Origin of the sequence: Variovorax paradoxus, assembly GCF_030815855.1 — a bacterium.
GTDB lineage: Bacteria > Pseudomonadota > Gammaproteobacteria > Burkholderiales > Burkholderiaceae_C > Variovorax > Variovorax paradoxus_M.
This window is the reverse complement of the sequence record NZ_JAUSXG010000001.1, coordinates 4094282-4121050: the sequence shown is the minus strand read 5'-3', so window position 1 is coordinate 4121050 and position 26769 is coordinate 4094282. Positions and strand designations below refer to the sequence as shown.

Sequence of the window (26769 nt, the reverse complement as noted above, 5' to 3'; positions counted from 1 at the left end):
GTGAGCTTGCCCGGCGCTTTGTTGCAGGACTGCAACGAAACGCGCGAGCGACCCGAGTTTTCGGGCGAATTGTTTTGCCCTGCCGCGGCGGCTCTGGTGCAATAGCATCAACTTCCCAAAAGGAGGTTGGCCCGGGGTCCGGTGGGAGCACAAAGTGCCAGTCACAGTGAGCCCTTCGCACCGGAGCCCTATGTTTAACCTTGGAGAAACTTGCAATGAAAAAATCTCTAGTTGCTCTGGCTGCCCTGGCTGTTGCCGGTGTTGCCTCGGCTCAGTCGTCCGTCACGCTTTTCGGTGTGGTCGACGCTTCGATCAGCAGCTACTCGTCTACCTCGCGTGACCTGAATGGCGCCACGCTCCTGAACCCGTTCTACCAGAACCAAGGCAGCGTCAAGGTTAGCCGCCGCGAACTGGCTAACTCGGGCTACAACTCCAGCCGTCTGGGCTTCCGTGGTACGGAAGACCTCGGTGGTGGCCTGGCAGCCAGCTTCTGGCTCGAAGCCCCGATCACCAATGACGACGGCGCTACCGGCGTTTCGACGTTCGCTCGTCGTTCGACCGTGAGCCTGTCGGGTGGTTTCGGTGAAGTCCGCCTCGGCCGCGACTACACCCCCACGTTCTGGAACCACACCGTGTTCGATCCGTTCGGCACCAACGGCGTTGGCACCAACCTGGTTCACACGGCTGCTGCCGACTTCGGTCACCCGACCCGCGCCAGCAACACCATCGGCTACTTCCTGCCGCCGAACCTGGGTGGCTTCTACGGTCAGCTGCAGTACGGCCTGAGCGAGAAGACCAAGTACAGCCCTGGCCTGGCTACGCCTGATGTCGCGAACAACTCGCGCACCGGCCGTAACATCGCTGGCCGCTTCGGTTACGCCAATGGCCCGCTGGACGTCGCAATTGCCTACGGCAGCAGCACGGTTGGCGACCAGTTCTACATTGGCACGACCACCAAGGTCAACACGCTGAACCTCGGCGCTTCGTATGACTTCGGTCCCGTGAAGCTGTTCGGTGAAGTGTCGCGCCTGAAGAACAAGGTTGACTACGAAGTCACCCCGCTGTTCACCGGCGGCCGTCCTGACACCGATCTGACCGGCTACCTGCTCGGCGTGACCGTGCCGGTTGGTGCTGGCCTGATCCGCGCTTCTTACTCGCGCGTCAAGTACGACTTCAACGAAGTCCAAAGCCCGTTCCTCCCGGCAGAAGCAGATCCGAAGGCCAGCAAGCTGGCTCTCGGCTACGTGCACAACCTGTCGAAGCGCACGGCTCTGTACGCCACCGTTGCTCGCGTGAGCAACAAGAACGGTGCAGCTCTGACCGTTGGCGGCCCCGCTTTCATCAACACCGGTGTCTTCACCCCGAAGAACTCGACCGGCTACGATTTCGGCATCCGTCACGCCTTCTAATTTGAGGCTGGCTTAGCCAGCTTTGAATCGAAAGACTCAAAAGCCACTCGACGAAAGTCGAGTGGCTTTTTTATTTGTGGCTTTGCCGGTGCATCGGCACAAGCAGAACGCACCATCGGCGTGCACCCCCGGGGAACCACCGTGCGGGCACGCACCTTGCACTGCTAGCATGCCTGCTCACTCTGTTTGCTGAATGATTGCTTTCGTCCTGCGCCGCCTGATCCAGGCCGTGATCGTCATGATCACGGTTGCGTTCATCGCCTTTCTTCTCTTTCAATATGTGGGCGACCCCGTCGTCTTTCTGCTGGGCCAGGACGCGAAGCCCGAGCAGATTCGCGAGCTGCGCGCCGCATTGGGGCTCGATCAGCCCTTCTTCGTGCAGTTCTGGCACTTTCTCGTCAACGCGGCTCAAGGCGAATTTGGCCTGAGCCTGCGCCAGGGCGCCAAAGTGTCGCGCCTCATCGGCGAGCGCTTTCCGGCCACGCTCGAGCTGGCACTCGTTGCGGCCGTGCTGGCCTTGTTCATCGGCATTCCGATGGGTGTTTACACCGCGCTGCGCCGCGGCACCTTTCTGAGCCAGGTCTTCATGACCGTGTCGCTGCTCGGCGTGTCGCTGCCAACGTTCCTGATCGGCATCTTGCTGATCCTCGTTTTTGCGGTATTGCTGGGCTGGTTCCCGAGTTTCGGGCGCGGTGAAACCGTGCAGTTCGGCTGGTGGAGCAGCGGCCTTCTCCGCGCCGACGGATGGCATCACATCGTGCTGCCGGCCGTGACGCTCGCAATCTTTCAGCTCACCTTGATCATGCGGCTGGTGCGGGCGGAGATGCTCGAGGTCCTGCGCACCGACTACATCAAGTTTGCACGCGCGCGGGGCCTCACGAACCGCGCCATTCATTTCGGCCACGCACTCAAGAACACGCTGGTGCCGGTGATGACCATCACCGGATTGCAGCTCGGCGGCCTCATTGCCTTTGCCATCATCACCGAGTCGGTGTTCCAGTGGCCCGGCATGGGGCTCTTGTTCATCCAGGCCGTGACTTTTGCCGACGTTCCGGTGATGGCGGCCTATCTGTGTCTCATTGCCTTGATCTTCGTGGTGATCAATCTGGTGGTCGATCTGCTGTATTTCGTCGTCGATCCGCGGCTGCGCGTCGGCAAGGCGGGAGGACATTGAAATGACGGTTGCTGCCGCACCGCGGCTGAAAGCCTCCGGAAGGGCGTTTGCGCACATCGCGAGCTTCTATCCGGAGATCGCGGCCTTTCGCCGTGACCTGCACGCCCATCCCGAGCTCGGCTTCGAAGAGGTCTACACCGCGGGCCGCGTGCGCGAGGCACTGCGTGCCTGCGGCGTGGACGAAATCCATGACGGCATCGGCAAGACCGGCGTGGTGGGTGTCATTCGCGGCCGGTCCACGGCGAGCGGGCGAATGATCGGCCTGCGCGCCGACATGGACGCGCTGCCCATGCGCGAGGACAACGACTTCGGCTGGCGTTCCGCCAACGACGGCCTGATGCATGGCTGCGGTCACGACGGGCACACGGCCATGCTGGTCGGCGCGGCGCGCTACCTGGCCGAAACGCGCAACTTCGATGGCACGGCGGTGCTGATCTTCCAGCCCGGCGAAGAAGGCTTTGCCGGTGCGCGCGTGATGATCGAAGACGGCCTCTTCGACCGCTTTCCGGTGCAGTCGGTCTACGCCATGCACAACTGGCCCGCCATGCCGGCTGGCACCGTGGGCATCAACCGCGGCGCCATGATGGCTGCGGCCGACCGCATCACGATCGAGATCAAGGGCAAGGGCGGGCATGGTGCCCATGCCTACCAGACCATCGATCCCGTGGTGGTGGCCGCACACATCATCACGGCCTCGCAAACCATCGTCTCGCGCAGCGTGCGCCCGATCGACGCGGCGGTCGTCAGCATCTGCGCGGTGCAGGCAGGCGACCTCGGCGCGATGAGCGTCATTCCCGGCGAGGCCACGCTCGTCGGCACCGTGCGCACCTTCAGCGCGCGCGTTCAGGCGCAGATCGAGCAGCGCCTGACCGAACTCTGCACGGCGGTGGCCGCGGGCTTCGGTGCCACCGCCACCATCAAGTACGAGCGCATCTATCCGGCCACCATCAACACCGCCCCCGAGGCGATGTTCGCGGCCGACGTGGCCGAGTCGCTGGTAGGCGCCTCCAACGTCGATCGCAGCATGGAGCCCAGCATGGGCGCCGAAGACTTTTCGTTCATGCTGCAGAAAAAGGCCGGCGCCTACCTGCGCATCGGGCAGGACGTCAGGAACGGCGCCTTCCTGCACAACAGCCGCTACGACTTCAACGACGAGATCCTGCCGCTCGGCGCCGCATTGCATGCGGGGCTCATCGAGCAGGGCATGCCGCTGGCTGCTACCCGCAGCGAGCAGCCCGTGAAAGACGCCGCTACCGCGACGTCTTGATGTTTTTAGGTTCCAACCCGAGGAGTGTTCTCAATGAGTTTCAAGAAGAAAGTGGCCGCGGCCACCGTTCTGTGCGCTCTCAGCGCCATCAGCCTGGTCGCGAGCGCGCAGACCGTCCGGATCGCGAACCAGGGCGACGCGCTGTCGCTCGATCCGCATTCGCTCAACGAGTCGCTTCAGTTGAGCGTCACTTCCAACGTCTATGAAACCCTCGTGGGCCGCAACAAGGACCTGAGCCTGGCACCGGTGCTCGCCAGCAGCTGGAAGCAGGCCACCCCCACCGTGTGGCGATTCGAACTGCGCAAGGGCGTGCAGTTCCATGACGGTACCCCGTTCACCGCCGACGACGTGGTCTTCAGCTTCGCCCGTGCGGCCGGCGAGGGCTCCGACATGAAGGCGCATGTGAGCGAGATCAAGGAAGTGCGCAAGGTCAACGACCTGACCGTCGAGATCGAAACCCGCGAAGCCTTCCCGATCCTGCCCGACGTGATCACGCAGATCATGATCATGAGCAAGAAGTGGTGCGAGACCAACCAGGCCAGCAAGCCGGTCGACCGCCGCAAGGGCATCGAGAACGCCGCCTCGTTCAAGGCCAACGGCACGGGCCCGTTCCGCGTGCGCGAGCGCCAGCCGAACGTGCGCACCGTGTTCACGCGCAACGGCACCTACTGGGGCAAGATCGAAGGCAACGCGCAAGAAATCATCTTCACCCCCATCGCCAACCCCGCCACCCGCGTGGCCGCGCTGGTTTCGGGCGAAGTCGACGTGATGGAGCCGGTGCCCGTGCAGGACATCGCCCGCATCAACGCAAGCCCCAACGCACGCGTGATCACCGGCCCCGAACTGCGCACGATTTTCCTGGGCATGGACCAGAAGCGCGACGAATTGCAGTACTCGAACATCAAGGGCAAGAACCCGTTCAAGGACAAGCGCGTCCGCCAGGCCTTCTACCAGGCCATCGACATCGCCGGCATCCAGCGCACCGTGATGCGCGGCGCCTCGCGGCCTACCGGCCTCTTGGTCGGCCCCGGCATCAACGGCTGGACGGCCGAACAGGACAAGCGCCTGCCCTACGACGTCGAGGCCGCCAAGAAGCTGCTGACCGAAGCGGGCTATCCGAACGGTTTCGAAGTGGCGATGAACTGCCCGAACGACCGCTACGTGAACGACGGGCAGATTTGCCAGAGCGTGGCCGCCAATCTCGCGAAGATCGGCGTCAAGATCAACCTCGCGGCCGAGACCAAGGGCACCTACTTCCCCAAGATCCTGCGCCGCGACACCAGCTTCTACATGCTGGGCTGGACGCCGACCACCTACGATGCGCACAACGCGCTGAGTTCGCTCACGGCCTGCCCCGACGACAAGGGCACGGGCCAGTTCAACCTGGGCGCGTACTGCAATCCGAAGCTCGACGAGCTGACGAAGAAGATCCAGTCCGAGACCGACAAGGCCAAGCGCAGCGAGCTGATCAAGGAAGCCTTCAAGCTGCATGCCGACGACATCGGCCACCTGCCGCTGCATCAGCAGTCGCTGGCCTGGGGCGTGAGCAAGAAGGTCGAGCTGGTGCAGCTGGCAGACAACTTCATGTTCTTCAAGTGGATCAGCATCAAGCCCTGATCGCAGAAACGGCCGCTCCGGCGGCTTGACCATGGGCCCGCTTCTTGCGGGCCCATCCTTTTTGCTGCACGATGAAAAAAACATTTGCCCGCTGGCTCGACAGCGATGTCGGCTACAGCTTTCGCACCTCGCCCGTGGCAATGGCGGCGGCGCTGATCGCGCTGGTCTGCGTGTTCTGTTCGGTGTTTGCCGGATGGGTGTCGCCGCACAACCCTTTCGACCTCGCGACGCTCGAACTGGGCGACGCGCGCCTGCCGCCCGCATGGAATGCCGAGGGCTCCTCCAAATACCTGCTGGGCACCGACGACCAGGGCCGCGACATCCTCTCGGCCGTGATCTACGGCGCACGCATCTCGCTGATCGTCGGCATCGTGTCGGTGGTGTTGTCGATCATGGTCGGCGTGGTGTTCGGCCTGCTCGCGGGCTTTCTCGGCGGCTGGCTCGACTCTTTCCTGATGCGCGTCTGCGACGTGATGCTGTCGTTCCCGCCCATCCTGGTGGCGCTGCTCATTGCGGGCGTCGGCCGCGCGCTGTTTCCCAATGCCCACGAGTCGCTGGCCTTCGGCGTGCTCATCATCTCCATCTCGCTGACCGGCTGGGTGCAGTACGCGCGCACGGTGCGAGGTTCCACGCTGGTGGAGCGCAACAAGGAATACGTGCAGGCCGCTCGCGTGACCGGCGTGGCGCCGTTGCGCATCATGCTGCGCCATGTGCTGCCCAATGTGATGGGGCCGGTGATGGTGCTGGCCACCATCCAGGTCGCGACCGCGATCATCACCGAGGCGACGCTCTCGTTCCTCGGCGTCGGCGTGCCGCCGACCTCGCCTTCGCTCGGCACGCTGATCAGCATCGGCAACCAGTATCTGTTCTCGGGCGAATGGTGGATCACCGTGTTTCCGGGCCTGATGCTGGTGCTGATCGCGCTCAGCGTGAACTTGCTGGGCGACTGGCTGCGCGACGCGCTCAACCCGCGCCTGCGCTGAGATAGAAAGGACAACGCCACCATGACGCTGCTCCAGGTCAAGAACCTTGTCGTCGAGTTCCCGCACCGCCGCGGCACGCTGCGCGCAATCGACGGAATTTCATTCGACATTGCCCCCGGCGAAATTTTGGGCGTGGTCGGCGAGTCGGGTGCCGGCAAGTCGCTCACGGGCGCGGCCATCATCGGGCTGCTCGAGCCGCCGGGCCGCGTGGCCAGCGGAGAAATCGTGCTCGAAGGCCAGCGCATCGACAACCTCGGCTTCGATGCGATGCGGCCCATTCGCGGCCGCAAGATCGGCGCGATTTTCCAGGACCCGCTGACCTCGCTGAACCCGCTCTACACCGTGGGCCGTCAGCTGACCGAGACCATTCGCGCGCACCTGCCCGTGACCGAATCCGAAGCACGCAAACGCGCCATCGGCCTGCTGCAGGACACCGGCATTCCCGCCGCCGAGCAGCGCATCGACCACTTCCCGCACCAGTTCTCGGGCGGCATGCGCCAGCGCGTGGTGATTGCGCTGGCGCTGGCGGCCGAGCCCAAGCTCATCGTGGCCGATGAGCCCACCACCGCGCTCGACGTGTCGATCCAGGCGCAGATCATCCAGCTGCTCAAACGCATCTGCAAGGACCGCGGCGCGGCCGTGATGCTGATCACGCACGACATGGGCGTGATTGCCGAAACCTGCGACCGCGTGGCCGTGATGTACGCGGGCCGCATCGCCGAGATCGGTCCGGTGCATGAAGTGATTCACCAGCCGGCGCATCCCTACACCTCGGGCCTGATGGCCTCGATTCCCGACATGGCGAGCGACCGCGAACGGCTCAACCAGATCGACGGCGCCATGCCGCGGCTCAATGCCATTCCGCAGGGCTGCGCCTACAACCCGCGCTGCCCGCGCACCTTCGCACGCTGCCTGGTCGACCGGCCCGAGCTCATGCACGCGGGCGCCACGCGCGCGGCCTGCTGGCTGCACGACGCCGCCGATCCGCACCAGGGCCAGGCCGAACTCGCGGCCCGGCACCATGCAGCCCAGCTGGCCGGCGAGCGCGCCGTGCCCGATGCGGCCGCACCGCTGGCCGAGGTGAGCCGATGAGCGCCGTGATCGAACCCCGCAAGACAAAAGGCGGCGAGCCACTCGTGGTCGCCCACGACCTGGCCCGCACCTTCGACGTGTCGCCACCCTGGCTCAACCGCGTGCTCGAGCGCAAGCCGCGCGTGCTGCTGCACGCGGTGGACGGTGTGAGCTTTTCCATCGAGCGCGGCAAGACGCTGGCGCTGGTCGGCGAATCGGGCTGTGGCAAGAGCACCGTGGCGCGCCTCCTGGTCGGCCTCTATGCGCCCACGCGTGGTGGCTTGCAGTTCGACGGCCAGGACGCGCACGCCGCATTCAAGACCTCCGAAGGCCGCAAGCTGCGCCGCCGCATCCAGATGATCTTCCAGGACCCCTACGCGAGCTTGAACCCGCGCTGGATCGTGGAAGACATCATCGGCGAGCCGCTGCGCGAGCACGGCATCCTCCGCGGCAAGGCCGAGCTGCGCGAGCGCGTCGGCGAGCTGCTCAAGTCCGTCGGCCTTTCGCCGCTGGACATGAGCAAGTACCCGCACCAGTTCTCGGGCGGACAGCGCCAGCGCATTTCCATCGCCCGCGCTCTCGCCACGCAGCCGGAGTTCCTGGTGTGCGACGAGCCCACCTCGGCACTCGACGTGAGCGTGCAGGCGCAGGTGCTCAACATCATGAAGGACCTGCAGCGCCAGCAGGGCCTGACCTATCTCTTCATCTCGCACAACCTTGCCGTGGTGCGGCACGTGGCCGACCAGGTCGGCGTGATGTACCTGGGCCGGCTGGTCGAAGTGGCCGACAAGCAGAAGCTCTTCGCGGAGCCGCAGCATCCGTACACGCGGATGCTGCTCGACGCGATTCCGCAGATGAAGCACACGGGTCGCCAGCGCACGCCGGTGCAGGGCGAGGTGCCGAACCCGCTGAATCCGCCGACCGGCTGCGCGTTTCATCCGCGCTGCCCGCATGCGAATGCGCGGTGCTCGGCCGAGCGGCCGAAGCTGTTGAACATCAGGGGCGTGCAAGTGGCCTGCCATGCGGCCGAAGAGGGCCGCATCTAGTCCAGCGTGTGCGCAAACGCACTGACATGCGCGGAAAGCCGGCGCAGAGTGCGGCCATGACAATGAAGAAGCACCCCAGCGAATACAGCGGCCAATCGATGCGAACGGAACTCGGCCGCCGTGGCTTCCTCATGAGTTCCGCGCTCGGTGCCACCGCGGCACTGGCATCCCTTTGTTCGTTGTCGCACGCTGCCGCCGGTGCGCCGTCGCAGCGGATGCCGGTCATCTTCATCGGCCATGGCTCGCCGATGAATGCGCTGGCCGACAACGCCTTCACGCGCCGCCTGGCTGCATGGGGCAGGGAGCTTCCGCGGCCCTCGGCCATCCTGAGCATTTCGGCCCACTGGCTGAGCCGCGGCGCCACCGGCGTCGGAATGCAGGAGCGGCCGAAGACGATTCACGATTTCGGCGGTTTCCCGCAAGCGCTGTTCGACGTCGAGTACCCGGCGCCGGGCCATCCCGCGCTGGCACGCGAAGCCGCCGGCGCGGTGAAGCCGACTGCGGTGGTGGGCACCGAGCAATGGGGCCTGGACCACGGAACGTGGTCGGTGCTGAAGCACCTCTATCCGAAGGCCGACATTCCCGTCTTCCAGCTCAGCATCGACTACGACAAGCCAGCGGCGTTTCACTACGCCGTCGGCCGCGACCTGGCGGCGCTGCGCGACAAGGGCGTGCTCGTGATGGGAAGCGGCAACGTGGTGCACAACCTGCGGGCCACCGACCGCGGGACCATCGACGGGCCGAAGGCGAGCCGGCCCTGGGCGCAATCGTTCGACGACGCGGTCAAGGCCGCGCTGGCGGGCCGTGACGACCGCGCGTTGATCGGCTATGAAAAGCTGGAAGGCGCATCGACCGCGGTCGCCATGCCGGACCATTACTTTCCGTTTCTCTACGCGCTCGGCGCGGGAGCGAACGAGCGCGCGAAAACGACCTTCGAAGGCTTTCAGTCAGGCACGCTGAGCATGCGCTGCCTGCAATTCGGCTGAGAAGGTGTGAATGAACCTGCTGCGCTCGCGACGGTTCCTTCACGCCTTCTGAGCGTCCGCTACTGCTCCTCGCTCCACGAGAAGCCGTCGCGCGCAATCATCGCGCTCGAGGCGCTCGGGCCCCAAGTGCCGGCGGCGTAGGGGCGCGGGCCGCCGTCCGATGCCCAGCTGTCGATCAGCGGTTCGACCCAGCGCCAGGCTTCTTCCTGCTCGTCGCTGCGCACGAACAGGTTCAGGCGGCCGTCGATCACGTCGAGCAGCAGCCGCTCGTAGGCACCCACGCGCTCGGCGCCGAAGCGCTTGTCGAAGTCGAGGTCGAGCTGCACCGGCGCCAGCTGCGCGGCGCTCTGGTGGCCGTTGCCGCGGCGGTTGTCCTGTGCCTGCGCGAGCATGTGCAGTTCCAGTCCGTCCTTGGGCTGCAGGTTGATCACCAGCTTGTTGACGGCGCCAGAGGGGGCGCGGTAGATCGCGTGCGGCGTCGGCCTGAAGTTGACCTCGATGCGCGCGTCGCGCGAGGCCAGCCGCTTGCCGGTGCGGATGTAGAGCGGCACGCCGGCCCAGCGCCAGTTGGCGATTTCGGTGCGCAGCGCCACGAAGGTTTCGGTGCGGCTTTCGGGGTCGACGCCGGGTTCTTCCTTGTAGCCCGGCACGCGCTCGCCGTAGGCCGTGCCGGCCGTGTACTGGCCCCGAATGGCGTGCAGCCCCAGTGTCTCGGGCGTCCAGGGCTTGAGCGCTCGCAGCACCTTGAGCTTCTCGTCGCGAATGGCATCGGCATGCGAGTTGATCGGCGGCTCCATGCCGATGGCGCAGACCAGTTGCAGCGCGTGGTTCTGCACCATGTCGCGCAGCGCGCCCGTCTGGTCGTAGAAGGCGCCGCGCTTTTCGACGCCCAGGTCTTCCGCAATCGTGATCTGGATGTTGGCGATGTGCTCGCGGCGCCAGATCGGCTCGAACAGCGCATTGCCGAATCGCATCGCGAACAGGTTCTGCACCGAGGGCTTGCCCAGGTAGTGGTCGATGCGGAACACCTGCTTTTCTTCAAGCACGTTGCGCACCGCGGCGTTGATCGCGCGGTTCGAGGCCAGGTCGTGCCCCAACGGCTTTTCGAGCACCATGCGGGTCGTCGGCCCGTTGAGGCCGGCGGCGGCAATCTGCTCCACCACCTGGGTGAAGAGCGCCGGTGCCGTGGCCACGTACATCACCACGGTGTCGGCATTTCGCTGCTTCAGCAAATCGGCAAGCCGGGCGTAGTCGGCCGGCTTCGACAGATCCATGCGCAGGTAGTGCAGCAGCGAGGCGAACTTCTCGAATTCTTCGGCCGAAGGGCGCTTGGCACCTTCGACGGCGTTGAATCGCGACTGGATCAATTCCCGGTATTGGTCGTCCGAGAGGTCGTCCCGCGCCACGCCGACGATGCGTCCGTCTTTCGGCAGGCTGCCGTGTCTGAAGGCCTGGAACAGCGCCGGCATCAGCTTGCGCCATGCAAGATCGCCAGTACCGCCGAACAGAACGAGATCGAAGCTCATGAGTCGAATTTCCTTTTGTCTTGATGCCGATGGGGCTGTTTCAACCGAATGGTACTTGTACCGATTCATGAAACCTGTACGAAAGCTACGCTCCACCCCGGCCGAAAGGCCTATTTTTGTTTTCGACGCGAGGTTTTCACATGAAGAAGCTTTTTACTGCAGCAGCAATGTTGGCTTTGTCGGCCGCCGCGTCGGCGCAGGGCACGGTCAACGTGATCTGCTCGGTTCAGGCCGAATGGTGCAACGTGATTGCGACCGTGTATGCGCGCACCACCGGTACCCGCATCAACATGTCGCTCAAGGGCTCGGGCGAGGCGCTGGCCCAGCTGATCGCCGAAAAGGACAACCCCAAGACCGACGTCTGGTTCGGCGGCACCGGCGATCCGCATCTGCAGGCGGCCGAACAGGGCCTGACGCTCGAATACAAGTCGCCCACGCTGGCGCAGCTCCATCCATGGGCCCAGCAGCAGGCCAAGCAGTCGGGCTACAAGACCGTCGGCATCTACTCCGGCCCGCTGGGCTTCGGCTACAACCCCGAGCTGCTCGCGAAGAAGAAGCTGCCCGTGCCCAAGACCTGGGCCGACCTGCTCAAACCTGAATACAAGGGCGACATCCAGGTGGCCAATCCCGCCTCCAGCGGCACGGCCTACACGATGATCGCCACGCTGGTGCAGCTCATGGGCGAAGACAAGGCATTCGACTACCTGAAGGCGCTGCACAGGAACGTGGGCCAGTACACCCGATCGGGCACCGGCCCCATCAAGGCAGTGGCGCGAGGCGAAACGGCCGTGTCGATCAGCTTCGTGCACGACGGTCCGGGCGAGAAGATGCAGGGCTTTCCGGTCGAAACCATCACCCCGAGCGACGGCACCGGTGCTGAAATCGGCTCGATGAGCATCATCAAGGGCGCCCGCAACCTCGAGGCCGCCAAGAAATTCTACGAGTGGGCGCTGACGCCAAGCGCGCAGGAGCTCGGCGCCGCCAACAAGCAGTTTCAGCTCCCGAGCAACGCGACCGCCAAGCTCGACCCGCGCATTCCGGACTTCAAGAAGATCAAGTTCATCGACTACGACTACGCGAAGTACGGTGCCAGCGCCGAGCGCCGGCGCCTGATTGCGCGCTGGGAAAAAGACGTCAACTCGCTGCCGCGCTAAGTGGCCGCCGTCCCTGCCGGCGCCGCGCCGGTCAACCCGGCCGCCGCGGCCTCGGCCCGGCGGTCGCAGCGCTGGATCTGGGCCTGGGTGGCGCTGGGCTTCGCGGCCTACCTCGTGCTGCCCTGGTATGCGATCCAGGATTCGACCTGGTACGAGGCCGTTCCCCAGGTGTTCGGCCAGGCGGAGGGCGCCAACGGCCTGATGCAGGCGGCTGTGCAAGGGCGCGGCTGGCTTTTCATCGGGCTCATCGGTCTGGCGATGTGCGCCATCGGCGCCTGGTTGCCGGCGGGACGGGCGCAGGGACGCTGGCTGCTGGCGGGTGGTGCCATCGGCGCCATCGGCCTGGCTGTCGCAGGCTTCAGCATCGGCGCCCGGGGCTGGAGCTTCGCGGCGCTGAATGCGCAGTTCGGCGAATTGGCGATCAACCAGTTCGGTATCGGCGCGGGTGGCTTCGTGGCGCTCACCGCGCTCACGCTGCTGGCCGCCTTCGGTATCGCGCGGCTCGGGCTCTTCAAGGGCGACCTGTTCGTGGCCGCCGCGGTCATCGGCTGCGGCGTGCTGATGGCGCTCTTCATTGCCTACCCGGTAAGCAAGGCGCTGGCCGGCGCCTTCTTCAACGAAGACGGGCAATGGTCGATCAGCGCTTTCATTGCGCGCGTGTTCACCGAGCGCATCTGGGGCCTGGGCTGCATTGCGGGCGGCGTGCGCTGCGGGGTGGCGTGGAACACGCTGGTGCTGGCCTTGCTCACGGCGGCCGGCACCACCTTTCTCGGCACGCTGATGGCGTTGATGGCCGAGCGCGGCAGCAAGCGCGGCCAAGGCGCGCTCAGGGTGCTGGCGCTGCTGCCGATCATCACGCCGCCCTTCGTGGTGGGCCTGGGGCTGATCCTGCTGTTCGGCCGCGCGGGCATCGTCAACCAGCTGCTCGAGAACGTGTTCGGCATCGAGCCGACGCGTTGGTTCTACGGCATGCCCGGCGTGCTGGTGGCGCAGCTTTTCGCCTTCACGCCCATTGCCTTCATGATCATGCGCGGCGTGGTGCAGGGCATTGCGCCGAGCCTGGAAGAGGCAGCGCAAATGCTGCGCGCCGACCGGCGCCGCACCTTCTTCACCGTCACGCTGCCGCTGCTGAAGCCCGGGCTGGCCAACGCGTTCCTGGTCGGCTTCATCGAGAGCATTGCGGACTTCGGCAACCCGGTGGTCGTGGGCGGGCAGTTCTCGGTGCTGTCGACCGATATCTTCTTCGCCATTGTCGGCGCGCAGTACGACCAGGGCCGCGCGGCTTCGCTCGCCTGGGTGCTGACGATCTTTGCACTCGGTGTGTTCGCGCTGCAGCGCGGGGTGCTCGGCAAGCAGAACTACACGACCGTGAGCGGCAAGGGCGACGCCGGCATCGCGATGGCGTTGCCCGACGGCGTGCGCCGCACCATCCAGTGCATCGCGCTGCCGTGGATCGCGTTCACCGCCGTGGTCTACCTCTTCGCCTTCGCGGGCGGCTTCGTGCAGACCTGGGGGCGCGACTACAGCTTCACCCTCAACCATTTCAAGACCGCCTTCGCGCTCGAGTGGGGCCAGTTCGGGCTCGTGTGGGCGGGCACGGCGTGGAATTCGCTCATCACCACGCTCAAGCTCGCGGGCATCTCGGCGCCGATCACCGCGGCGCTGGGGCTGCTGATCGCCTGGCTGCTCGCGCGCAACGAGTTCAAGGGGCAGGGCATCTTCGAATTCGGCGCGCTGCTGGCTTTTGCGATTCCGGGCACGGTGCTCGGCGTGAGCTACATCCTAGCCTTCAACGTGCCGCCGTTCGAGCTCACGGGCACCGGGCTCATCATCGTGCTGTGCTTCATGTTCCGAAACCTGCCGGTGGGCGTGCGGGCCGGCACGGCGGCCTTCAAGCAGCTCGACCGCTCGCTCGATGAAGCCTCGCTGATGCTGCGCGCGTCGACCTCGCAGACCCTGTTCAAGGTGGTGCTGCCGCTTTTGAAGCCTGCGCTGGTGGCCGCGCTGGTCTACAGCTTCGTGCGTGCGATGACGACCGTCAGCGCGGTGATCTTCCTGGTGACGGCCGAGAACGAGTTGGCCACCACCTACATCATCGGCCGCGTCGGCAATGGCGACTACGGCATTGCGCTGGCCTACTGCACGGTGCTCATGATCCTGATGTCGCTGGCGATTGCGCTGGTGCAGTTCGTGGTCGGGGAGCGCAAGCTGGGGCGGCGCGGGGCCACGCCCCCGCACCAGGGACATCACAAAATGGAAAGCCTCGCAGCATGAGCCGCCGGGCCGCTCGCTCCCAAGGCGAATATCGCAGTGCGCAGCACGGAGATTACTGAATGAACGGCATCGAATTCCGCAACGTGACCAAGCGCTACGGCACCGACAGGAACGGTCCGCTGGCCGTCAAGGGCATCAGCTTCGAGGTGCCGGTCGGCACGCTCACGACCATCCTCGGTCCCTCCGGCTGCGGCAAGACGACCACGCTGCGCATGATCGCGGGGCTCGAGTCGCCGACCTCTGGCTCGATCTTCATGGGCGGACGCGATGTGACCACGCTCGGCCCGGCCGAGCGCAACGTGAGCATGATGTTCCAGAGCTACGCGCTGTTCCCGCACATGAACGTGATCGAGAACGTGGGTTACGGCCTCCGCATGAGCGGCGTGAAGAAGGACGAGGCCACCTCGAGGGCGCGCGATGCGCTCAAGGGCGTGGGCCTGGTCGGCTTCGACGAGCGGCTGCCGAGCGAGCTCTCGGGCGGCCAGCAGCAGCGGGTGGCACTGGCGCGTGCGCTGGTGCTGGAGCCCGCGGTGCTGCTGTTCGATGAGCCGCTGTCCAATCTCGATGCCCGGCTGCGCCGCGAGATGCGGGAAGAAATCCGCGCGCTGCAGCAGCGGCTGAAGCTCACGGTGGCCTATGTGACGCACGACCAGAGCGAGGCGCTGGCCGTGAGCGATCAGATCATCGTGATGGACCACGGCGTGATTGCCCAGCGCGGTACGCCCGAGCAACTCTACGGCCGGCCCGAAAGCGAGTTCGTCGCCGGTTTCATGGGCGAGGCGATGGTGTTTCCGGCCACGGCGCAAGCCGACGGCAGCGTCACGCTCGGGCCGCTGCGCCTGCAGCCGCGGTATGCGGTGGCGCCCGGCACGGTGAAGGTGGCGGTTCGGCCCGAGGCCTGGCACATCGGGATGGGCGGGGCCGGCGAGGGACTGCCCGCCACGCTGCGCAAGGCGGCCTACCTCGGCAGCTTCTACGAGTACGGCTTCGACACCTCGCTCGGGCCGGTCTTCGTGGTGTCGACCGATCTTTCGCGCCCGCTGGCTGCCGGCGCAGAGGCCACGCTGTCGCTGGCGGCGCATGGCGTCAGCGTGGTGCCCGGCGCATGAAACAATGGCGCCATGAACGTGGTTTTCGATCTTGGCGCCGTGCTGCTGGCATGGGAGCCCACCCGGCTGGTGCAAACCCATCTTCCTGAGCACGCGCCGACGGAGCTTGCCGCCGCGGCACTGGGGCGGGCGTTGTTCCACCATGACGACTGGATGTGCTTCGACTGCGGCACGCGCTCGCTCGAAGATGCCATTGCGCGCATGGCACAGCGGCTTTCGCTGCCGGCCGCGCGGCTCGACGCCATGCTCGGCGATCTGGGTGAGCGCCTCGAGCCGATTCCGGTCACTGTCGAACTGCTCGAGGGATTGTTCGCGCGCCGCGATGCCGGCGAGGCGTTGCGCCTTTATTACCTCTCGAACATGCCTTCGCCCTATGCGCGCGCCATCGAGCGCCGGCATGGCTTCATGCGGCGTTTCGACGGCGGTGTTTTCTCGGGCGACGTGAAGTTCATCAAGCCGAATCGCGAAATCTACGAGCTGCTGGCGGTGCGCCATGCGCTCGATCCGCAGCAGACGGTGTTCATCGACGATTCGGCCGCCAATGTGGAAGCCGCGCGCGCCTTCGGTTGGCACGCCGTCCATTGCACCCATCCCGCCGCGCTGGCGGCGCAGCTCGGGCGCTACCTGCCGGCTGTTCCGGCGATCTCGGCTGCTCCCGCTGTTATCGGGCGGTGAACATCACCTTGGCGGTGTCGAACCCGAGGCTGGCGGCGTAGTCCAGCTCGGCCTTCAGCACCTCGTCTTCCAGGCGCGGGGCGCGCGAAAGAACCCAGAGGTATTGGCGATCGGGCGTGCCGACCAGCGCCACCTGGTAATCGCGGTCTAGCTTCAGAATCCAGTAGTCGCCCCACACCATCGGCAGCCAGCTCAGCCATGACGGCGCAAAGCGCACTTCGAGCCGGCCCGCGCCGGGCTGGCCCGCCACCGGCACCGTACGGGCCGTTCCCACCGCTTCGTCGAAGTTGCCGTCGGGCCGCACGCAGCGGTTGACCACCTGCACGGTGCCGTCCGGCTGGGGCGTGTACTCGGCGGTCACGGGGCCCGCGCATTGCTTCTGAAAGCGGTTGGGCAGGCGGGCCTGTTCATGCCAGATGCCGGCATAGCGCTGGAGATCGACCGGCGCCACCACCTGCAGCGGCGCGCGCATCAGCGGCGCGCCGTCGGCCGGGCCGGGCAATTGCGCACGGGCAGTGCGGCCGGCGCCCAGTGCGATCCAGGTGGCCACGCCGCCCACGACGAATGCGGTCGCCAGGGTGCCGATGGCGGCGCTGGTGCGGCGATCATCGAAAGGAGCGCGGCGGGAAGCGGCGGGCGCTGCGGTGCGGCGTCGGAAAGACATGGAAAGAGCACTCCTGTGGTCGAAAAGCATCAAGGCGGGAAGCCGCAGGCTAGCCCGCCAACCGGAATACCGCCGTCAGCGGCGGACCACAGCCTGTGTAGGGCAGGGCGGCCGGCGGACAACCCTGTCGGCCGAAGGCCGATGCGGCGCAGTGAAAACCCGTGCTAGGGTGCGCATGAAAACATCGGCCCGAGCGCAACAGCGTGCAGGACTTGTCATCACCCGCACAGGATAATCTTCGCCATGAATCAACTCGATGCTCTCCGTCAATGGACCACCGTGGTCGCCGATACCGGTGACTTCAAGCAACTCAGCATTTCCAAGCCGCAGGACGCGACCACCAATCCGTCGCTCATCCTCAAGGCGGTGCAAAAGCCCGAGTACCGGCCGCTGCTCGACGCCGCCGTCAAGAACCACGCGGGCAAGCCGCTGGACGAGGTCATCGACCGCCTGCTGGTGCGCTTCGGCGCCGAAATCCTCTCGATCATTCCGGGGCGCGTATCGACCGAGGTCGACGCGCGCCTTTCGTTCGACACGGCCGCCACCATCGCGCGCGGCGAGCGCATCGTGGCGCTCTACAAGGCCGAGGGCATCGACACCGAGAAGCGCCTGCTGATCAAGGTGGCCTCCACATGGGAAGGCATCCAGGCGGCACGGGCGCTCGAGCAGAAGGGCATCCGCACCAACCTCACGCTGCTGTTCTCGTTCGCGCAGGCCGTGGCCTGTGCCGATGCCGGCGTGCAGCTGATTTCGCCGTTCGTGGGCCGCATCTACGACTGGTACAAGAAGTCGGCCGGCGCCCAATGGGACGAAACCGCCAGCGCGGGCGCGAACGACCCGGGCGTGAAGTCGGTGCGCGAGATCTTCAACTACTACAAGCAGCACGGCATCAAGACCGAGGTGATGGGCGCGAGCTTCCGCAATGTGGGACAGATCCAGGCCTTGGCCGGCTGCGACCTGCTGACCATCAGCCCCGAGCTGCTGGCCGAGCTGGCTGCGAACAACGAGCCGCTCGAACATGCGCTCGATGGCGCCAAGGCCGCTGCCATGGCCGATGTGCAGAAGGTGAGCTACGACGAGGCCGGTTTCCGCTTCGCGCTCAACGAAGACGCCATGGCCACCGAGAAGCTCGCAGAAGGCATCCGCGCCTTCGCGGCCGACGCCGTCAAGCTGGAAAAACTCATGCAGGAAAGCGGCAAGTAAACATGGCCATGACCCTTCGCTGCGACCGAGCGCCCGCGTGGGCGCAACTGCAGAGCTACTTCGAGACCGCGGGCCGCCAGTTCGACGTGCGCCATGCCTTCGTCGACGACGCCGGGCGTTTCGAGCGCTTCAGCCAAGAGGCGCCCGACCTCTTCGCCGATCTGTCGAAGAACCTGATCGACGCGCGCACCGAGGAAATGCTGCTCACGCTGGCCCGCGAATGCGGCCTCGAGGCGCACCGCGATGCCATGTTCGCGGGCGAGCACATCAACAACACCGAAGACCGCGCCGTGCTGCACACGCTGCTGCGGGCGCCTGCAAACGCCTCAGTGGGCAAGACGGCCGGCGAGCTGCGCGACGTGCACGCCACGCTGGACGCGATGCTGGCCTATGCCGAGAAGGTGCGAGGCGACCACACGATCACCGACGTGGTCAACATCGGCATCGGCGGCTCCGACCTCGGCCCGCAGATGGCGGTGCTCGCGCTGGCCGAGTTCGCCGCGCCGGGCAAGCGCTTTCACTTCGTGTCGAACGTCGACGGCCACGAACTCGCCGGCGTGCTGCTCGACTTGGCGCCGGAGCACACGCTGTTCCTGATCGCGTCCAAGACCTTCACCACGGCCGAGACGATGACGAACGCGCTCTCGGCCAGGCGCTGGTACGAGCAATCGGGCGGCACCGACATCGCCGGCCACTTCGCCGCGCTCACCACCAACGTGGAAGCGGCGAACAAATTCGGCATCGACACCACCTTCGGCTTCTGGGACTGGGTGGGCGGGCGCTATTCGCTATGGTCGGCCATCGGCCTGCCGATTGCGCTGGCCATCGGCGCCGACGGCTTTCGCCGGCTGCTCGCGGGCGCGCATGCGATGGACGAGCACTTCCGCACCGCGCCGCTCGAGAAGAACCTGCCGGTGCGGCTCGGTCTGCTCGACGTCTGGTACCGCAACTTCCATCGCTTCACGAGCCGCGGCATCGCGCCGTACCACAGCGCGCTGAAGCGCGTGCCGGCCTACCTGCAGCAACTCGAGATGGAAAGCAACGGCAAGCAGGTCGACGCCAGCGGCGCGCCGCTGCCCGCGGGCCTGGGCACCTCGCCCGTGCTCTGGGGCGAGCCCGGCACCAACGGCCAGCACGCCTACTTCCAGATGCTGCACCAGGGCACCGACGTGATTCCGCTCGAGTTCGTGGCGGTGCGCGACGCGGCCCACGACCTCGAAGGCCATCATTCCAAGCTGCTCGCCAATGCGCTCGCGCAGGCGCAGGCGCTGATGGTCGGCAAGCTCGATGCCGGCGGCCACAAGAACTTTCCGGGCAACCGGCCGAGCACCTTCTTCGTGTTCGAGAAGCTCACGCCGGAATCGCTGGGCGCCTTCCTCGCGTTGTACGAGCACCGCGTGTTCACCAGCGGCGCGCTGTGGGGCATCAACAGCTTCGACCAATGGGGCGTGGAGCTCGGCAAGGTGCTCGCGAAGGACATCGAGCCTCGCCTCGCCTCGGGCGACATCACGGGGCTCGATGCCTCGACGGCGGGCCTGCTCAAGCGCCTGGGCGCCTGAGTTCCGAGCCGCTGAAAGCCGATTCAGGGCGCGCGTCGAGCCCGCGCATGCCCTGCAAGCCCCTGCAATAGGCCGTTTGTTTGCGGGACCGATAGCCGTTTTGGCCGAGTTTGTAGTTCGAGGACACGCCGATATGATCTTCCCGGGGAAATTTCCCCGGGGATCAATCAAGAGGAGTCGGTCAATGAATTTTCAAACAGCGGTCAAGACCTGTTTCAGCAAGTACGCAGATTTCAGCGGGCGTGCATCGCGTTCGGAGTACTGGTGGTTCGTGCTGGCCGAGGTGGTCGTTCTCATCGTGGCGAGCCTGATCAACCAATACGTCTATCTCGTCGCGGCGCTGGGGTTCCTGCTGCCCGTGCTGGCCGTGGGCACGCGCCGGCTGCATGACATCGGCAAGAGCGGCTGGTTGCAGCTGCTGATGCTCATTCCGATCGTCAATCTCGTGCTGATCTATTTCTACGTCCAGCCGACGCAGCCCGAGTCCAACCCCCACGGCGAGCCGGCGAGCGCCTGAGTTTGGCGGGGCGCCACGCGCGCTGTATCTGCGGGGCCGCGCAAGCGGCCTTTTTCCGTTTTGCTCTGGCCGCAAGGCTTGTGTTGAAGCGAGGCGCTCAGGCCGCAGCAGCTTGCGCCTTCGAGGGCGCCGGTACCGGCGCACTGCCGGCCATGCGCACGCACAGGTCGAAGGCCTGCTGCAATCCCTCGATCTGCGCGATGCCCTTGCCGGCGATATCGAAGGCGCTGCCGCTGGCCGACGTGGCCACCGGCACCGGCAGTCCGCCGTGCAGCGTCACGCCTTGCTCGAAGCCCATGAGCTTCATCGCGATCTGGCCCTGGTCGTGGTACATCGACACCACTGCGTCCACATCGCCGCGCCGCGCGCCGATGAACACCGTGTCGGGCGAGAAGGGGCCGCGCGCGTCGAAGCCCTCGGCGCGCAGCCGTTCGATGGCCGGCGCGATGATTTCGATTTCTTCCATGCCGATGGAGCCGCCGTCTCCCGCATGCGGATTGAGCCCGGTCACCGCGATGCGCGGCTGTGCCACGCCCGAGCGGCGCAAGGCCGAAGCGATGATCTTCACCGCGTCGCTCACGCCCTGCATCGTGATGTGGCTCGCCACCTCTTTCAGCGGTATGTGCGAGGTCACGCGCGAGGTCCAGAGCGAGCCCGTGAGGTTGAACTCGCAAACGAAGCCCGTCACCGCGAAACGCTCCTGCATGTAGCGCAACTCGTCCTCGTGCACGAGGCCGCCGAGCCGCAGCGAATGCTTGTTGAGCGGCGCAAAAAGAATCGCCTCCGCCTGCCCCCGCCGCACGGCCGAGGTGGCGAGCTCCAGCGCTTCGAACGAGGCGCGCCCTGACGCCTCGTTCGACTCGCCGAGCACCGGCTCCCGGCCCGCCATCCAGTCGCGTGCGATCAAGCTCGGCCGGCCGTCCTCGAAGCGCAGGTCGTCGAACCCCGTCACCTGCACCGGGTCGAGCTTTACGCCCGCCACGCGCTCGCCCGCGGCCAGCACGATCGGGTCGGCAATCAGCAACACGCGCGCGGCGTCCAGGTTGCGTTGGCGCGCCAGCAGGTTCACGGCCATTTCGGGGCCGATGCCGCTCGGGTCGCCGAGCAGCACGGCGACGCGGGGTTTTGCGGAGATCGCACTCGGGGTCTTCGATGAGGTTGGCATATCGGCAAGTTGAAGTGAAGAAATGAAGGGCGGCCTCATTCGGCCTTGATGTTGGCGTCGCGCACGAGTTGGCCGTAGTGCTCGAACTCCTGCCGGTTCATCGCTGCGAAGGCTTCGCCGGTGATCGCGCCGGGCTCGCCGCCCAGGCCCTTGATGCGCGCCTGCACGTCAGCCAGCTTCAGCGTGCGCGTGAGTTCGGTGCCGAGCCGTTCCACCACGGGCCGTGGCGTGCCGGCCGTCACGTAGAGGCCGTACCAGGTGGATACGTCCGCGCCCTTGATGCCCTGCTCGGCCAGCGTGGGTACGTCGGGCAGCTCGGGCGAGCGCTGCGGCGCGCTCACGGCCAGCGCGCGGAACTTGCCGGCCTTGATCTGCCCCATGGCGGAGGAGGTGCTGTCGAACATCATGTCGACCTCGCCGCCGATGATGTCGATGTGCGCCTGCGAGCTGCCCTTGTAGGGCACGTGGATCGACTTCATGCCCGTGGCCAGGTTGAAAGCCTCGCCGCCCACGTGCTGCGTGCTGCCGATGCCGGAGGAGGCGTACTTGAAGCCGCCCGGCTTGGCGCCCATGGCCGCCACGAGTTCTTTCACCGACTTGTAGGGCGAGCTGGCCGACACCACCAGCACGTTGGGCATCACGGCCACGAGGCCGATCGGATGCAAGTCTTTCAGCGGGTCGTACTTGAGCTTGAGGATGTGGGGCGCCACCGCCTGCGCGGTGTTGGTGGCGAGCAGCAGCGTGGCGCCGTCGGCCGCGGCACGCGCGGTGAGCTCGCCGGCAATGGTGTTGGAGGCGCCGGGCCGGTTCTCCACCGTGACCGGCTGCTTGAGCACCGGAGCGAACTTGTCGGCCAGCACGCGCGCGAGGATGTCGGTGCCGCCGCCGGGCGAGGCGCCGACCATGATGCGCAGCGGCCTGTCGGGGTAGGCGGGCTGCGCGCCGGCCGCGGCGGCGGCTGTCAGTGCCAGTGCAGCCAGGCTCGCGGCGCGGGCAAGGAAAGAAGGCTTCATCGGGTGTGTCTCCTGCTTGTTTGGCACGAGCGTACGGAGCTTTGCGCGCCCGATCCAATCGAAAAAGTCGGAAGCTCCATATACTTTTGTGCATGACTTCTGGTTCAGGCCTGACCGACGCCTCGCTGATGCTGCATGTGCGGCCGCGCCAATTGCTGCTGCTGGCCCGGCTCGATGCGCACCGCCACCTCGGGCGTGCGGCGGAAGCCATGAGCATCAGCCAACCCGCCGCTACCAAGCTGTTGCAGCAATTGGAAGACTCCCTCGGCGAAAAGCTCTTCGAACGTCTCGCGCGCGGCATGGAGCCCACGCCCTACGGCGAGATCCTGATCCGCTATGCCCGCCGCGTGCTCAGCCACTTCGGCAGCGCGCGCGAGGAAATGCTCGCGCTGCGCTCGGGCCTCAGCGGTTCGCTGCGCGTGGGCAGCGTGCCGGGGGCCGTGCCCGAGCTGCTGGCGCCGGCGCTGGTCGAGTACCGGCGCCGCCATCCGCAGGTGGCCGTGTCGGTGGTGGTCGAGACCAGCGACGTGATGCAGGCGCAGCTGGAGCAGGGCGATGTCGACCTCGTGCTGGGCCGGCTTACCGCGGGCCACGACGAGGCGAAGTATTCGAGCGTGCCGCTGCTGGGCGAGTCGATGGTGGTCGTGGTGCGTGCCGCGCACCCGGTGTTCGAGCGCGCCACCGTCACGCTGGCCGACATGGCGAACTGGTCATGGGTGCTGCAGCCGCCCGGCTCGCCGCAGCGCGGGCGCTTCGAGGCGGCGATGCGGGAGGCGGGCATCCAGGCGCGGCTCGACATCATCGAAACGGCATCGCCCATCGCCATCACGGCCTTGCTCGAGAACTCCGACATGGCGGCCGTGATGCCGGCTTCGCAGGCCAGCCACTATGCCCGGCTGGGCGTGCTGCGCACGGTGCCGCTGGAGCTGCCGGTGCGCGTACCGCCGATTTGCCTCGTCACGCGGCAGGACCGCGCGCTTTCACCGGCCGCGGCGCAATTTCGGCGCCAGCTCCTGGGCGGCACCTGAGGTCTTTGGCTCGCGATTTTCCATGCTGTATTGCATTGACTAGGGATTATCCTAGCCAACTGGTGCATGAAAGTACCATTGCTACCCGCCGCAGTACCAAAACCGCAAGCGCGTTTCTCCAGAATCCAGGCCACGGCGACCCAACCAGAGGGCGTCGCTCACCTCTAGGAGACAACATGCAGCGTTTTCTGAAAGCGGGCCTCGTCCTCGCACTCGCCGGCACGGGGCTCGCGTCCCAGGCCGCCACCGAACTCGTGATTGCGACCGTCAACAACGGCCACATGATCGAGATGCAGAAGCTCACGCCCTTCTTCGAAAAAGCCAACCCCGACATCAAGCTCAAGTGGGTGACGCTCGAAGAAGGCACGCTGCGCCAGCGCGTGACCACCGACATCGCCACCAAGGGCGGCCAGTTCGACGTGATGACCATCGGCCTGTACGAAGCGCCGATCTGGTCGAAGAAGGGCTGGCTCCAGCCCATTGCCACCGACGCCGCCTACGACGCCGACGACCTGCTGCCCGCCATCCGCGCCGGCCTGTCGTACGAAGGCAAGCTCTACGCCGCGCCGTTCTACGGCGAGAGCTCGATGCTCATGTACCGCAAGGACCTGGCCGACAAGGTCGGTTTCCAGATGCCCGAGCAGCCCACCTGGGTGCAGGTGAAAGAGCTCGCCGGCAAGATCCACGACCCCAAGGCCGGCGTGTACGGCATGTGCCTGCGCGGCAAGCCGGGTTGGGGCGACAACATGGCATTTTTGACCACGCTGGTCAACACCAACGGCGGCCAGTGGTTCGACATGCAGTGGAAGCCGCAGATCGACACCAAGCCGTGGAAGGACGCGATCAACTTCTACGTCGACATGATGAAGTCGTATGGCCCGCCCGGTGCCTCGGCCAACAGCTTCAACGAGAACCTCGCGCTCTTCAACGAAGGCAAGTGCGGCATGTGGGTGGACGCGACCATCGCGGCCTCGTTCATCAGCGATCCGAAGCAGTCGAAGGTGGCCGACAAGGTCGCATTCGCGCAGGCCCCCATTGCCGTGACGCCGAAGGGCGCCAATTGGCTGTGGACCTGGAACCTGGCCATTCCCGCCAGTTCGACCAAGGGCGCGGCCGCGCAGACCTTCGTGAAGTGGGCCACCTCCAAGGACTACGTCAACCTGGTGGCCAAGGAGCATGGCTGGGCCACGGTGCCCACCGGCACGCGCAAGTCGACCTATGCGAACCCCGAGTTCCAGAAGGTGGCCAAGTTCGCCGCGGCCGAGAAGAAGGCCATCGACAGCGCCAACCTCAGCGACAGCACGTTGCCCAAGTCGCCGTACGTGGGCGTGCAATACGCAGCCATTCCCGAGTTCCAGGCCATCGGCACCGGCGTGGGCCAGCAGATGAGCGCGGCGCTGTCGGGCAAGGTCACTGTGGACCAGGCGTTGAAGACTTCGCAGACCTTGGCTGAGCGCGAGATCAAGAAGTCGGGTCAGTACAAGTAAGTGCCTGTTTCCCTCTCCCCTCGGGGAGAGGGCCAGGGTGAGGGGGCGGCGTGCCCCTGGGTAGCGCCGCATGCCCTCACCCCAACCCTCTCCCGCAAGCGGGAGAGGGGGCAACAGCCTGAGAGGAACACAAGATGAAACGACTCCTGCCCCGGGCCCTCATGGCGCCCGCCGTGCTCACGCTCCTCCTGTGGATGATCGTGCCGCTTGCGATGACGTTGTACTTCTCGTTCGTGAACTACAACCTCATGCAGCCCGGCGAGCGCACGTTCGCGGGCATCGAGAACTTTCACTACTTCGTCACCGATCCCGACTTCTGGCCCGCGACCTGGAACACGCTGATGCTGATCGGCAGCGTGATCGTCATCACGGTGGTGTTCGGCGTGCTGCTCGCGCTCCTGGTGAACGAGCCCTTTCCGGGCCGCGGCATCGTGCGGGTGCTCTTGATCTCGCCCTTCTTCGTCATGCCCGCGGTCAACGCGCTGCTCTGGAAGCACATGATGATGAACCCCATCTATGGCGTGCTGGCCGACGTGTGGCGCTTCTTCGGCGCCCAGCCTGTCGACTGGCTCACCGACGTGCCGCTGTTCTCGGTGATCGTCATGGTGGCCTGGCAGTGGCTGCCGTTCGCCTGCCTGATCTTCATCACCTCGCTGCAGTCGCTCGACCGCGAGCAGATGGAAGCTGCGCGCATGGACGGCGCGAGTTCGTTCCAGCGCTTCTTCTATCTCACCATTCCGCACCTCGGCCGGCCGATGGCGGTGGTGATCATGATCGAGATGATCTTTCTGCTCAGCGTGTTCGCCGAGATTGCCATCACCACCAACGGCGGTCCGGGCAACGAGAGCACCAACATGACCTACCTGATCTTCAAGCAGTCGCTGATGAATTTCGACGTGGGCGTGGCCTCGGCCGGTGCGCTGTTCGCGGTGGTGCTGGCCAACATCGTCGCCGTGTTCCTGATCCGGATCATCGGCAAGAACCTGGACTGAAGGAGCGACCATGCAACCCAGCAATTTCCTTCCGCAACTGCTGCGCACCGCGAGTGCGTGGGCCGTGGCGCTGCTGCTGTTCTTTCCGCTCGGCTGGCTGTTCCTCACGGCCTTCAAGACGGAGCTGCAGGCGATCCACGTGCCGCCGCTCTTCATCTTCGAACCCACGCTCGACAACTTCGGTGAAGTGCAGCGCCGCAGCGACTACCTGCTGTATGCGCGCAACTCGCTCATCACCAGCCTGGGCTCGACCATCATCGGCTTGCTGATCGCGGCGCCCGCCGCGTACTCGATGGCGTTCTTTCGCACGAAGAAGACGCGCGACATCCTCATGTGGATGCTCTCCACCAAGATGATGCCGGCCGTGGGCGCGCTGGTGCCGATCTACGTGCTCGCGCAGACCGCGGGCATGCTCGATTCGCTCACCGCGCTGACGATCGTGTTCACGCTGTCGAACCTGCCGATCATGGTGTGGATGCTCTACAGCGCCTACAAGGACATTCCGAACGAGATCCTCGAGGCCGCGCGCATGGACGGCGCGAGCCTGTGGACCGAGTTCTGCCATGTCGTGCTGCCGCTGTCGGTCGGCGGGCTCGCATCGACCGGCCTCCTGTGCCTGGTGCTGAGCTGGAACGAGGCCTTCTGGGCGCTGAACCTCACCTCCGCGAAGGCCGGCACGCTCGCAACGCTGATCGCCTCGTACTCCAGTCCCGAGGGCCTGTTCTGGGCCAAGTTGTCGGCCGCCTCGCTGATGGCCATCGCGCCCATCGTCGTGTTCGGGTGGTTCAGCCAGAAGCAACTGGTGCAAGGCCTGACCTTCGGCGCCGTCAAGTAAAGAAAGGGAGACATC

Annotated in this window: 23 protein-coding genes; 19 read left to right on the top strand and 4 right to left on the bottom strand. The window is 65.9% G+C overall.

The genetic code is table 11. The features are described from left to right. Positions 1-215 precede the first annotated feature (215 nt). The 8 genes from QFZ42_RS19795 (at position 216) to ygiD (ending at position 9553) form a co-directional block, all read left to right on the top strand. On the top strand, positions 216-1409 hold the full coding sequence (locus QFZ42_RS19795) for a porin (protein ID WP_307702595.1): 1194 nt from the start codon (positions 216-218) through the stop codon (positions 1407-1409). 193 nt (positions 1410-1602) lie between these two features. After that, complete coding sequence (locus QFZ42_RS19790; RefSeq protein WP_307702594.1) at positions 1603-2583, top strand: ABC transporter permease; 981 nt, start codon at positions 1603-1605, stop codon at positions 2581-2583. 1 nt (position 2584) lies between these two features. Next, positions 2585-3850 carry a M20 aminoacylase family protein gene (locus QFZ42_RS19785; RefSeq protein ID WP_307702593.1) on the top strand — a complete coding sequence of 422 codons (1266 nt, stop codon included), beginning with the start codon at positions 2585-2587 and terminating at the stop codon, positions 3848-3850. Between the two features lie 33 nt (positions 3851-3883). After that, entirely contained in the window at positions 3884-5467 is a 1584-nt protein-coding gene (locus tag QFZ42_RS19780) for an ABC transporter substrate-binding protein (protein WP_307702592.1), read from the top strand. Between the two features lie 71 nt (positions 5468-5538). Beyond that, a complete protein-coding gene (locus tag QFZ42_RS19775) occupies positions 5539-6450 on the top strand; it encodes an ABC transporter permease (RefSeq protein WP_307702591.1) in 912 nt (303 codons plus the stop codon). Between the two features lie 21 nt (positions 6451-6471). Continuing rightward, positions 6472-7542, top strand: coding sequence for an ABC transporter ATP-binding protein (locus tag QFZ42_RS19770; protein ID WP_307702590.1), 1071 nt, complete (start codon positions 6472-6474; stop codon positions 7540-7542). Continuing rightward, positions 7539-8567 carry an ABC transporter ATP-binding protein gene (locus tag QFZ42_RS19765; protein WP_307702589.1) on the top strand — a complete coding sequence of 343 codons (1029 nt, stop codon included), beginning with the start codon at positions 7539-7541 and terminating at the stop codon, positions 8565-8567. The genes QFZ42_RS19770 and QFZ42_RS19765 overlap by 4 nt, the downstream gene beginning before the upstream one ends. Positions 8568-8623: 56 nt before the next feature. Further along, positions 8624-9553 carry a 4,5-DOPA dioxygenase extradiol gene (gene ygiD, locus QFZ42_RS19760; protein ID WP_307702588.1) on the top strand — a complete coding sequence of 310 codons (930 nt, stop codon included), beginning with the start codon at positions 8624-8626 and terminating at the stop codon, positions 9551-9553. Between the two features lie 59 nt (positions 9554-9612). Here ygiD and zwf read toward each other — a convergent pair whose 3' ends face one another. Continuing rightward, positions 9613-11079, bottom strand: coding sequence for a glucose-6-phosphate dehydrogenase (gene zwf / locus QFZ42_RS19755; protein WP_307702587.1), 1467 nt, complete (start codon positions 11077-11079; stop codon positions 9613-9615). A gap of 140 nt (positions 11080-11219) precedes the next feature. Here zwf and QFZ42_RS19750 point away from each other — a divergent pair, with 140 nt between their 5' ends. Genes QFZ42_RS19750 through QFZ42_RS19735 form a run of 4 tightly spaced genes read left to right on the top strand, consistent with a single transcriptional unit; the run spans position 11220 to position 16291 of the window. Next, entirely contained in the window at positions 11220-12233 is a 1014-nt protein-coding gene (locus tag QFZ42_RS19750; RefSeq protein ID WP_307702586.1) for an ABC transporter substrate-binding protein, read from the top strand. Then, positions 12234-14507 (top strand): ABC transporter permease, encoded by a 2274-nt coding sequence (locus QFZ42_RS19745; protein WP_307702585.1) that lies wholly within the window; start codon positions 12234-12236, stop codon positions 14505-14507. It abuts the gene before it with no gap. 59 nt (positions 14508-14566) lie between these two features. Next, the gene (locus QFZ42_RS19740; RefSeq protein ID WP_307702584.1) at positions 14567-15616 is read left to right on the top strand and encodes an ABC transporter ATP-binding protein; all 1050 of its coding nucleotides are present in this window, start codon (positions 14567-14569) and stop codon (positions 15614-15616) included. 12 nt (positions 15617-15628) lie between these two features. Continuing rightward, positions 15629-16291 (top strand): HAD family hydrolase, encoded by a 663-nt coding sequence (locus tag QFZ42_RS19735; RefSeq protein ID WP_307702583.1) that lies wholly within the window; start codon positions 15629-15631, stop codon positions 16289-16291. Here QFZ42_RS19735 and QFZ42_RS19730 read toward each other — a convergent pair. Further along, entirely contained in the window at positions 16278-16955 is a 678-nt protein-coding gene (locus QFZ42_RS19730; RefSeq protein ID WP_307702582.1) for a lipocalin family protein, read from the bottom strand. The genes QFZ42_RS19735 and QFZ42_RS19730 overlap by 14 nt on opposite strands. Before the next feature lie 243 nt (positions 16956-17198). On the opposite strand from QFZ42_RS19730, the gene tal reads away from it, so the two are divergent. The 3 genes from tal to QFZ42_RS19715 all read left to right on the top strand — a co-directional run bounded on the left by tal (position 17199) and on the right by QFZ42_RS19715 (position 20234). After that, entirely contained in the window at positions 17199-18158 is a 960-nt protein-coding gene (gene tal, locus QFZ42_RS19725; protein ID WP_307702581.1) for a transaldolase, read from the top strand. A gap of 2 nt (positions 18159-18160) precedes the next feature. Further along, a complete protein-coding gene (pgi, locus tag QFZ42_RS19720; protein WP_307702580.1) occupies positions 18161-19717 on the top strand; it encodes a glucose-6-phosphate isomerase in 1557 nt (518 codons plus the stop codon). 184 nt (positions 19718-19901) lie between these two features. Beyond that, positions 19902-20234, top strand: coding sequence for a DUF805 domain-containing protein (locus tag QFZ42_RS19715; RefSeq protein WP_307702579.1), 333 nt, complete (start codon positions 19902-19904; stop codon positions 20232-20234). A gap of 97 nt (positions 20235-20331) precedes the next feature. Here QFZ42_RS19715 and QFZ42_RS19710 read toward each other — a convergent pair whose 3' ends face one another. Further along, positions 20332-21399 carry a 4-hydroxythreonine-4-phosphate dehydrogenase PdxA gene (locus tag QFZ42_RS19710; protein ID WP_307702578.1) on the bottom strand — a complete coding sequence of 356 codons (1068 nt, stop codon included), beginning with the start codon at positions 21397-21399 and terminating at the stop codon, positions 20332-20334. 35 nt (positions 21400-21434) lie between these two features. Then, positions 21435-22412: a Bug family tripartite tricarboxylate transporter substrate binding protein gene (locus QFZ42_RS19705; protein WP_307702577.1), complete on the bottom strand. Its 978-nt coding sequence runs from the start codon at positions 22410-22412 to the stop codon at positions 21435-21437. 92 nt (positions 22413-22504) lie between these two features. Between QFZ42_RS19705 and QFZ42_RS19700 the strand changes: the two genes are divergently transcribed. The 4 genes from QFZ42_RS19700 (at position 22505) to QFZ42_RS19685 (ending at position 26754) form a co-directional block, all read left to right on the top strand. Then, the gene (locus QFZ42_RS19700) at positions 22505-23440 is read left to right on the top strand and encodes a LysR family transcriptional regulator (RefSeq protein WP_307702576.1); all 936 of its coding nucleotides are present in this window, start codon (positions 22505-22507) and stop codon (positions 23438-23440) included. 176 nt (positions 23441-23616) lie between these two features. Further along, positions 23617-24927: an ABC transporter substrate-binding protein gene (locus tag QFZ42_RS19695; protein ID WP_307702575.1), complete on the top strand. Its 1311-nt coding sequence runs from the start codon at positions 23617-23619 to the stop codon at positions 24925-24927. A 134-nt stretch (positions 24928-25061) separates the two neighbouring features. Beyond that, positions 25062-25919, top strand: coding sequence for a carbohydrate ABC transporter permease (locus tag QFZ42_RS19690; RefSeq protein ID WP_307702574.1), 858 nt, complete (start codon positions 25062-25064; stop codon positions 25917-25919). Positions 25920-25929: 10 nt separating this feature from the next. Then, positions 25930-26754 carry a carbohydrate ABC transporter permease gene (locus QFZ42_RS19685; protein WP_307702573.1) on the top strand — a complete coding sequence of 275 codons (825 nt, stop codon included), beginning with the start codon at positions 25930-25932 and terminating at the stop codon, positions 26752-26754. Positions 26755-26769 lie beyond the last annotated feature (15 nt).